The organism is Agrobacterium sp. NPDC089420 (assembly GCF_044900305.1).
GTDB lineage: Bacteria > Pseudomonadota > Alphaproteobacteria > Rhizobiales > Rhizobiaceae > Agrobacterium.
This window is the reverse complement of record NZ_JBJDMY010000045.1, coordinates 1-8,508: the sequence shown is the minus strand read 5'-3', so window position 1 is coordinate 8,508 and position 8,508 is coordinate 1. Positions and strand designations below refer to the sequence as shown.

Annotated in this window: 10 protein-coding genes; 2 read left to right on the top strand and 8 right to left on the bottom strand. The window is 61.9% G+C overall.

Going from position 1 to position 8,508, the window contains the following annotated elements; genetic code table 11:
- From ACI2KA_RS26570 to ACI2KA_RS26545, 6 genes are all read right to left on the bottom strand, one after another.
- A partial coding sequence (locus ACI2KA_RS26570; RefSeq protein ID WP_404505432.1) for an electron transfer flavoprotein subunit alpha/FixB family protein occupies nucleotides 1–752 on the bottom strand: 752 nt, incomplete at its 3' end.
- A 25-nt stretch (nucleotides 753–777) separates the two neighbouring features.
- Nucleotides 778–1,524, bottom strand: a complete 747-nt coding sequence (locus tag ACI2KA_RS26565) for an electron transfer flavoprotein subunit beta/FixA family protein (protein WP_404505431.1) — start codon at nucleotides 1,522–1,524, stop codon at nucleotides 778–780.
- Between the two features lie 183 nt (nucleotides 1,525–1,707).
- The gene (locus ACI2KA_RS26560) at nucleotides 1,708–2,481 is read right to left on the bottom strand and encodes a rhomboid family intramembrane serine protease (RefSeq protein WP_404505430.1); all 774 of its coding nucleotides are present in this window, start codon (nucleotides 2,479–2,481) and stop codon (nucleotides 1,708–1,710) included.
- Between the two features lie 35 nt (nucleotides 2,482–2,516).
- On the bottom strand, nucleotides 2,517–3,110 hold the full coding sequence (locus tag ACI2KA_RS26555) for a cob(I)yrinic acid a,c-diamide adenosyltransferase (protein WP_404505429.1): 594 nt from the start codon (nucleotides 3,108–3,110) through the stop codon (nucleotides 2,517–2,519).
- A gap of 1 nt (nucleotide 3,111) precedes the next feature.
- Complete coding sequence (locus tag ACI2KA_RS26550) at nucleotides 3,112–3,309, bottom strand: twin transmembrane helix small protein (RefSeq protein ID WP_003497428.1); 198 nt, start codon at nucleotides 3,307–3,309, stop codon at nucleotides 3,112–3,114.
- Nucleotides 3,310–3,326: 17 nt separating this feature from the next.
- Nucleotides 3,327–4,160 carry an SDR family oxidoreductase gene (locus tag ACI2KA_RS26545; RefSeq protein ID WP_404505428.1) on the bottom strand — a complete coding sequence of 278 codons (834 nt, stop codon included), beginning with the start codon at nucleotides 4,158–4,160 and terminating at the stop codon, nucleotides 3,327–3,329.
- 180 nt (nucleotides 4,161–4,340) lie between these two features.
- Here ACI2KA_RS26545 and ACI2KA_RS26540 point away from each other — a divergent pair, with 180 nt between their 5' ends.
- Nucleotides 4,341–5,258: a YihY/virulence factor BrkB family protein gene (locus tag ACI2KA_RS26540; RefSeq protein WP_404505427.1), complete on the top strand. Its 918-nt coding sequence runs from the start codon at nucleotides 4,341–4,343 to the stop codon at nucleotides 5,256–5,258.
- Here ACI2KA_RS26540 and gluQRS read toward each other — a convergent pair.
- The gene (gene gluQRS / locus ACI2KA_RS26535; protein ID WP_404505426.1) at nucleotides 5,226–6,125 is read right to left on the bottom strand and encodes a tRNA glutamyl-Q(34) synthetase GluQRS; all 900 of its coding nucleotides are present in this window, start codon (nucleotides 6,123–6,125) and stop codon (nucleotides 5,226–5,228) included. The two genes, ACI2KA_RS26540 and gluQRS, sit on opposite strands and share 33 nt — an antisense overlap.
- Nucleotides 6,126–6,164: 39 nt before the next feature.
- On the opposite strand from gluQRS, the gene ACI2KA_RS26530 reads away from it, so the two are divergent.
- A complete protein-coding gene (locus ACI2KA_RS26530; protein ID WP_404505424.1) occupies nucleotides 6,165–6,821 on the top strand; it encodes a DNA-3-methyladenine glycosylase family protein in 657 nt (218 codons plus the stop codon).
- Nucleotides 6,822–6,833: 12 nt separating this feature from the next.
- Here the strand turns inward: ACI2KA_RS26530 and ACI2KA_RS26525 are convergent, their stop codons facing one another.
- Nucleotides 6,834–8,252, bottom strand: coding sequence for a short-chain fatty acyl-CoA regulator family protein (locus ACI2KA_RS26525; protein WP_404505423.1), 1,419 nt, complete (start codon nucleotides 8,250–8,252; stop codon nucleotides 6,834–6,836).
- Nucleotides 8,253–8,508: the final 256 nt, after the last annotated feature.

The following is an 8,508-nucleotide window of genomic DNA, read 5'->3' as shown; positions in this document are numbered from 1 at the left end:
TTGCCGGTCTGGCCCACCTGCCAGTCGTTCGGCGCATAACCGGCATCGACGGCCGCGCGGCTTGCACCGACGGCGGCACCCAGCTTGTCGGCAACGGGAAGAATGACTTCCTTGAACTTTTCCGAGGAACCGAGCGCGCGGCCACCCGAGATGATGATCTTCGCAGACGTCAGCTCCGGACGGTCGGACGACGCCAGCGCATCGGATACGAAGCTGGACAGGCCCGGGTTCTCGGCCGCGCCGATGGTTTCCACGGCCGCCGAACCGCCTTCCGTTGCTGCCGCAAAGGCGGTCGGGCGCACGGTGATCACCTTCTTCGCATCGCTTGCCTGCACCGTCTGGATGGCGTTGCCGGCATAGATCGGCCGCTTGAAAGTGTCGGGCGACACGACCTCGATGATTTCCGAAACCTGCGCCACATCCAGAAGCGCCGCAACGCGCGGGGTGACATTCTTGGCCGATGCCGTCGCCGGCGCAATGATGACATCATAGGAGGGGCTAAGCGAGACGATCAGCGCCGCCAGCGGCTCTGCCAGCGCATTGGCATAGGAGGCGTCGTCGGCGAGCAGCACCTTGGAGACGCCGGAGAGTTTCGCGGCTGCGTCAGCCGCACCCTTGGCGCCGGAGCCGGCGACCAGCACATGCACGTCGCTTCCCGTCCCCTTGGCAATCTGGGTTGCCGCCGTCAGCGTCTTTGCCGTCAGGTCGGAAAGGGTTGCGTTGTCGTGTTCTGCCAGAAGAAGAATGGCCATGATATAATCTCCCTTTTCCGAAATCTTAGAGGACGCCGTCGGCCTTGAGCTTTTCGACCAGCTCGGCAACCGAGCCGACCTTGATGCCGGCCTTGCGGCCTGCCGGCTCCTCGGTCTTCAGCACCTTCAGGCGCGGCGACACGTCGACGCCGAAATCGGCCGGAGCCTTTTTGTCGAGCGGCTTCTTCTTCGCCTTCATGATGTTCGGCAGCGAGGCATAACGCGGCTCATTGAGACGAAGATCGGTGGTGACGACGGCGGGAAGCTTCAGCTCCACCGTCTGCAGGCCGCCATCGACTTCGCGCGTCACCGCGACCTTGCCGTCGGAAGGCTCGACCTTGGAGGCAAAGGTGCCCTGGCCCCAGCCGAGCAAGGCTGCCAGCATCTGGCCGGTCTGGTTCGAATCGTCATCGATCGCCTGTTTGCCGACGATGACGAGGCCGGGCTGTTCGGCCTCCGCCACGCCCTTCAGGAGCTTGGCGACGGCGAGCGGCTCGACGGTTTCGTCGGTCTCGATCAGGATGGCGCGGTCCGCACCCATGGCAAGCGCCGTGCGCAGCGTTTCTTCCGCCTTGGCCGGGCCGATCGACACGACCACAACCTCGTCGGCCTTGCCCGCCTCTTTCAGACGCAGCGCCTCTTCCACCGAGATTTCGTCGAACGGGTTCATCGACATCTTCACATTCGCAAGCTCGACACCAGAACCATCCGATTTCACACGGATCTTCACATTGTAATCGACAACGCGCTTGACGGGGACAAGGATTTTCATCGGCGGCTTTCCTCAAACTCCTGTCCGCTTGGTGAATAGACCGCGCGGACCTCCAAAAACAGGTTGGCGACATGGATAAGCATTTTTCCCGCAAATACAACGGAGCAATGTTCATTATCACATGCACGTAAGGCATATCTTACGTTGACGTTAACGTAAATACTCTATCTCTTGCGCGCGGGCTCATCTGCCCCCGTCATAGCCCCGTTCGATTTGCGACAACCCCGCCGTTTGCGACGGATTGTTGAACTGTGCCGCCCTTGGCGGAACAATAGTGCGGTCAAACAGCGGAACACCCGGCCTGCGCATGAAAACCACCATGATGGCGCCCGCCACTATGCCGCCCACATGCGCCCCCCAGGAGACATTTTCCTCCAGCCCGAGCGCCAGCATCAGGAATTGCTGGCCGATCCACAGCGCCAGCGGAATGAAGGCCGGCAGCGGCAGCGGAATACGCATGAAAACCAGCACCCAGACGCGCACCTTGGGATGCAGCAGGAAATAAGCCGCAACGACGCCGGAAACCGCGCCGGATGCACCGATCAGCGGTCCCTCCGAGGTGGGCGCGACGAAACCGTGCAGCAATGCCCCGGCAATGGCGCAGGCGAGATAGAAGATCAGGAACCGGAAGTGGCCGAGCGCATCCTCGACATTGTCGCCGAAAACCCAGAGAAACAGCATGTTGCCGGCCAGATGCCAGAAATCGAGGTGGAGGAAGGCATAGGTGATGACGGTCAGGTCGTCCGGCACCACCTGCAGGGCTGGTTCCAGATAGGCGTAATCGAACACGACGGCGGGAATGAAGCCGAGGCCAAGTGCGGCGGCATTGGCCTGCGTGTCGCTGGCGATCACGCCGGTAAACAGCCAGACCACCACATTGACCACGATCAGGCCGATCGTGACATATTGCAGCCGGATATGTTTGAGGGAATTCGCATCGTGCAGCGGTATGAACATCGAATGCCCTTTGTCTGAACGGTTGTCACGCTCTGTCAGCGGTTCTTGCCGGGAACCCATAAAATATCGGCCCTGCCGGTGTCATTGGCAAAACGGGCGGCCACGAACAGGAAGTCGGACAGGCGGTTGGCATATTTGATCGCCGCCGGGCTGACAATCTCGTTTTCGGTGACCGAAAGCGCCACCATCAATCGTTCCGCCCGGCGGCACACCGTGCGGGCCATGTGCAGACCGGCCGCTGCCGCGGTGCCGCCCGGCAGCACGAAGGAGGTCAGCGGTTCGAGCGTCGCGTTGAGTTCGTCGATTTCGTTTTCCAGCCGGGTCACCTGGCTTTCGACGATACGCAGCGGCTCATAGGACAGCGGTTCGCCGCTGTCAGGCGTGGCGAGATCGGCGCCGAGATCGAACAGGTCGTTCTGGATGCGGAAGAGCATGGCGTCGAGCTTTTCCATGCCGGCATTTTCATGGCCGCCCGTATGAAGCCGCGCCATGCCGATGGCCGAATTGGTCTCGTCCACCGTGCCATAGGCCTCGACGCGAAGATCGTGCTTCAGGCGGCGCGGGCCGGAAACCAGCGCCGTCGTGCCCTTGTCTCCGGTGCGGGTGTAGATCTTGTTCAGTTTCACCATCTCAGCGGCCGCCGCCGGTGAGCCAGAGGGTGAGCATGATCAGCACGATGGCGATGGCCTGCAGGAGAAGGCGAAGCTGCATCAGCTTGTTGGACCGGTTGGCGTCCTGTCCCTTCAGCATGTTGAAGAGGCCGCGTATCAGCACGATGACGACAAGGCCCATGACGATTAGGGCCAGAACAGTGGTGAAGCCGGACATTTAAGGGTTACTCCTCCTCAATCGAATCTGCGCAGCAGACGATAGAACAGTCCGGCAGGCAAGAGCCGTTTCAGCAACAGACCCTGTTTGGCTGGAACGGTGACGGGATAATGCGGTTTCGGTTTCGCTGCGGTGAGAGCGTGTTTCAGCACGGCATAAACGGCATCGGGGCCGAGCTTGTGGCGGTTGACGGGGCCGGAGCCATCCATGCGCGCCAGCTGGCGTTTATATTCCGCCGCATGCGCCGAATTTTCGAGATCGATGTGTTCCTTGACATGCGCAAGCGCGGTCGCCGTGAATTTCGAGGCGATCGGCCCCGGCTCGATGAGGCTGACATGGATGCCGCTGCCCTGAAGTTCCATGCGCAGCGTGACGCCCAGCCCCTCGATCGCGAATTTCGACGCCGTATAGGCGCCGCGATAGCGATAGGGCACGAGGCCGAGAATGGAGGAGCAATGCACGATGCGGCCCGCACCCCGGGCGCGCATGAAGGGAATGACCCGCCGTGTCAGATCGTGCCAGCCGAAGACATTGGTTTCGAACTGCGCCCGCAGCACCTCGACTGGCAGATCCTCCACCGCGCCCGGCTGGCCATAGGCGCCGTTGTTGAACAGCGCGTCGATGCGACCGCCGGTCCGGGCCGCGACGGTGTCCACCAGGGCGGCGACGGTTTCGGGCTTGGTGTAGTCCATGATCAGGGTTTCGATGCCCTGGTTCTCGAGGGCCGCCATGTCGGCGATGCGGCGCACGGTGGCAAAGACCCGCCAGCCGTCCCGATGAAGCGCGCCGGCGCAATGGGCACCGATGCCGGATGAACATCCGGTGATGATGATGACGGGCTTTTCAGACATCTGCCGCTCCGGGAAACCGACTGTTGTTCTGGCCCGGTTGACCGGCCCGTGAAAATCGAATTGCGCAAAATCCTTTTCGGTGACGGAACCGAAAGCCGGCCTTGTGCGCTGTACAAAGCGAAGCTGATTTCCCATATTCGGCTTAAAGTTACAAATGAAATGCCGATGAATGGAGGGAACATGGTTGCCGCAGTGCGCCTGGCAGGCAAGGTTGCCTTCGATGCCTATTCCCATTTCGCCGAGGATGACGGCTGGGCGATGGCGAGCCATATGGCCCTTTCCATCCTGCTGGCGCTGTTTCCCTTCCTGATCTTCGGCACGGCGCTGGCCGGATTTCTCGGCGCCGACCAGTTTTCCGAAACGGCGGTGCATCTGATTTTCGACACCTGGCCGGAGGCGATTGCCGGGCCGCTTGCGGCGCAGGTGCAGCAGGTTCTCACCATTCCGCGCGGCGGGCTGCTGACGATTTCGGTGCTGGCGGCCGCCTATTTTGCGTCCAATGGCGTCGAGGCGCTGCGGATTTCCCTCAATCGCGCCTATCGTGTCACCGAGACGCGCTGGTGGTATGTCACCCGCCTGCTCAGCCTGCTTTATGTGCTGATCGCGGTGGTGGTCTTTACCGGCATCAGCATCGTGCTCGTCGCAGTGCCGGTCGCCACGTCCTTTGCCGAGGAACGGTTTCCGTGGCTGACGGACGTGCTGAACACCATCTCCAGCCTCGGTCTTTACGGCACCATCGTCGTGCTGACGGCGGGGCTGGTGGCGGCGCATCTGTGGCTACCCGCCGGCAAGCGGCGCATCTGGGATGTCTGGCCGGGCATTCTGCTGACGATGATCTTCTGGGTCATCGGTGCTGCGATCTTTGCCTATTATCTCTCCACCTTCGCCAATTATGCCGCCACCTATGCCGGTCTCGCTTCGGTGATGGTGGTTCTGGTGTTTCTTTATATGGTCGGCGTCATCTTCATGCTCGGGGCGGAGGTGAATGCCGCGCTGATGAAATACAAGGTGCGGCAGATCATCCGCCGCAATATCGGCGGCAATGGCGTGCGCCGGGAGCGGGCGCTAGAGGAGGCCGACAAGCCGGCGGATATCTGAGGGTATCATCCCTTCGCCACGAAGGGCGGCAAGGCCGGTGCTGCCTTCGCTTTTTGAAAGCTTGCGCCCGTCCGCGCCCAGAATCAGCCGGTGATGGTGGTAGGCCGGCGGCGGCAGGTCCAGCAGATGCTGCAGCAGCCGGTGGATGGCGGTTGCCTGGAACAGATCCATGCCGCGCACCACATGGGTGACGCCCTGCAGGGCATCGTCAACCACCACGGACAGATGATAACTCGAAGGCGCGTCGGAACGCGACAGCACCACATCGCCCCAGAGCGCGGGCAAGGCCTCGATCTCTCCCGTCGCGCCATCGCCGCTCTCCTGCCAGAACAGGGGGCTGCCGGCGGCGCGGACCGCCTTTTCCATGTCCAGCCGCCAGGCGTGCTGCCGGCCGGAGGCAAGCAGTGCCGCCCGTTCCGCCTCAGGCCTCTCTCGATCGATCGACGGGTAAAGCGGCGCGCCATCGGGATCGCGTGGCCAGAGCCCTCCCTCCGCCTCAAAGGCCCTGACGATGGCTTTTGTTTCACCCCGGCTCAGAAAGGCAGGATAGGCAAGGCCGGCCTCGATCAGCCTGTCCAGCGCCACGCGGTATTCATCGAAATGCTCCGATTGCCGCCTGACCGGCTTTTCCCAGTCCAGCCCCAACCAGACGAGATCATCGTGGATCGCCTGCTCCAGTTCCGGCGTGCAGCGCGTCTGGTCGATATCCTCGATGCGCAGCAGAAAGCGGCCGCCATTGTGCCGCGCCATATCGTGGTTCAGGAAGGCGGAAAGCGCGTGGCCGAGATGCAGCGGGCCATTGGGACTTGGCGCAAAACGGTAAACCGGCTTTTGACGGAGAGGCGAAGGCATGGTTTCTTCTGCCATGTTTTAAAGCACCCCGCCAGCCGGCTGGCGGCATAGGGAATGACGGACATGAAAATCATTGCCGGGATGGACGACATCAACGAAGGGTTGGACTATCTCGCCCGCCTCGATCCGGCTCTCAGCCGCACCATCGAGAAAGCCGGTCCGCTGGAGCTGCGCATTCACGAGCCCGGCTTTGCCGGCCTTGCCCATATCGTCGTCTCGCAGATGGTGTCTCGCGCCAGCGCCAATGCCATATGGGCGCGCATCCTTGCCGGCAGCGGCGGCGTGGTCACGGCGGAAAATTATCTCGGCGCACCGGACGAATTGCGCGCCACTTTCGGCCTTTCGCGCGCCAAGGCGACGACGCTGGAAGGTCTGGCCCGGGCCGTCACGCAAGGGCAGATCGATCTTGAAGGCGTGGTGCGCAAGGAGGCGGATGCGGCCCTTTCGGAATTGGTCGCGCTTCGCGGTATCGGCCCATGGACGGCGGAGGTCTATCTGATGTTCTGCGGCGGGCACCCGGATATCTTTCCGGTGGGCGATGTGGCGCTGCGATCGGCGGTGGCGCATGCGCTTGATCTGGAGGTCAGGCCGGAAGCGAAATGGCTGGCGGAGCGCGCAGCACTCTGGTCGCCGTGGCGCTCCGTCGCCGCCCGGCTTTTCTGGGGTTATTATGCCAATATCATGCGGCGCGCCATGGTGCCTCTGCCCTGATATCCTGTGGCGCTAGAAGTCGGCGATACTGTAGGGCAAGGCGCCGCGCGACAGATGATCGAAATGCAGCTTGCGTTTCAGCGGCGGCACGGCGCGCTGCACACAATCCACTCTTTCGCAGACCCGACAGGAAATGCCGATCGGTTTGAAGGAGGCCGCATTGCCGAGATCGAGCGTATCGGCATAAACGAAATTCTGCGCATGCGAAATTTCGCAGCCAAGCGCGATGGCGTAACGCGGTCTTTCCGTATTGAAGCCGGCGCCGGCCTTTTCGATCTGGGTGGCGATGGAAAGATAGCGCACGCCGTCAGGCGTTTCCGCCAGCTGCCGCACGATGCTATCCGAGCTTTCGAAAGCCTGATGGATATTCCACAGCGGACAGGCCGCGCCGAAACGGGCAAATTGCAGCCGTGTGGCGCTATGGCGTTTGGTGATGTTGCCGGCCCGGTCGATCTTGGCGAAAAAGATCGGCACGCCCTTCATGCCCGGCCGTTGCAGCGTGCTGAGCCGATGGGCCACCTGCTCGAGGCTTGCGCCGAACCGCACGGCCAGAAGTTCGAGATCGTGGCGCAGCTCCTGCGCTGCCAGATGAAATTGGCCATAGGGCAGGATCAGGGCTGCGGCGAAATAATTGTGCAGCCCGATACGACAGATTTCCGCGGCCTCCGCATTGCGGAAACCGGCGCCGGAAAGCACCCTGTCCACCGTTGGGCCGGCGTGAAGCTGGGCGATCTGCAATGCAAGCTGAAAACAGCGGGTCGGCGCGGCCATGTAGGAGCTGAGGGCGAGCGTCTTGTCGGCAGGGTCGAATTGCCGGATCAGGCCGCCCGCCGCCTCCGTTCTTGTGACGTGAATGCCGTAACGGTTCCTGAGATGGGCGGCCAGAATGCCGTAGGTCTCGCCGCCTTCGATTTCCAGCTCCTGCGCCAGTTCCTCGGCCAGAAGATCGATCTCGGCGACGTAATTGTCGACGAAATGGAAGAAGTCGCGCACCTCCTCATAGGGGGTTCGTTCCACCTGCGCGGTTCCCCGGCCCAGCCGGTCATCCAGCTGCACCAGCTGCTCGCTGTTTTGCCGGTAGGCCTGATGGGCGCGCAGCAGCGCATGGGCAAAACCCGGGGCATTCTGGGCGATCAGCTTCAGTTCCTGAAGCCCCGGCTCGTAATTCATGAACAGCGGGTCTTTCAGCGCCTCGCGCACGGCCGAGACCAGCCGATCGTTTTCGCCCGTCGCCAGTTCCGCCATGTCGAGCTTAAATTTTTCCACCAGCGTCACCAGAACGCTGGCGGAAACCGGGCGCTGGTTGTTTTCAATCTGGTTCAGATAACTTGCGGAAATGCCAAGCCGTTCGGCAAATTGCGCCTGTGTGGCGCGGGCGTTTTCGCGAAGGCCGCGTACCTTGCGGCCGATGAAGAGTTTTTCCGTCGCCATATTGCAACTTTGCAAAATTAAATATTGCAAATATTTATGGCACGCATACGCGCACGATCAAGGCTTCTTGGCGAATATTTTCTGGGCTATGGATCGTCGGGACAACACATGGAGGAGACATGTCCAGCATTCTGGAGCAGTTGGAAACGCGCCGTGCCGAAGCCCGCCTCGGCGGCGGTGCGAAGCGCATCGATGCGCAACATGCCAAGGGCAAGCTGACGGCGCGCGAGCGTATCGATGTGCTTCTGGATGAAGG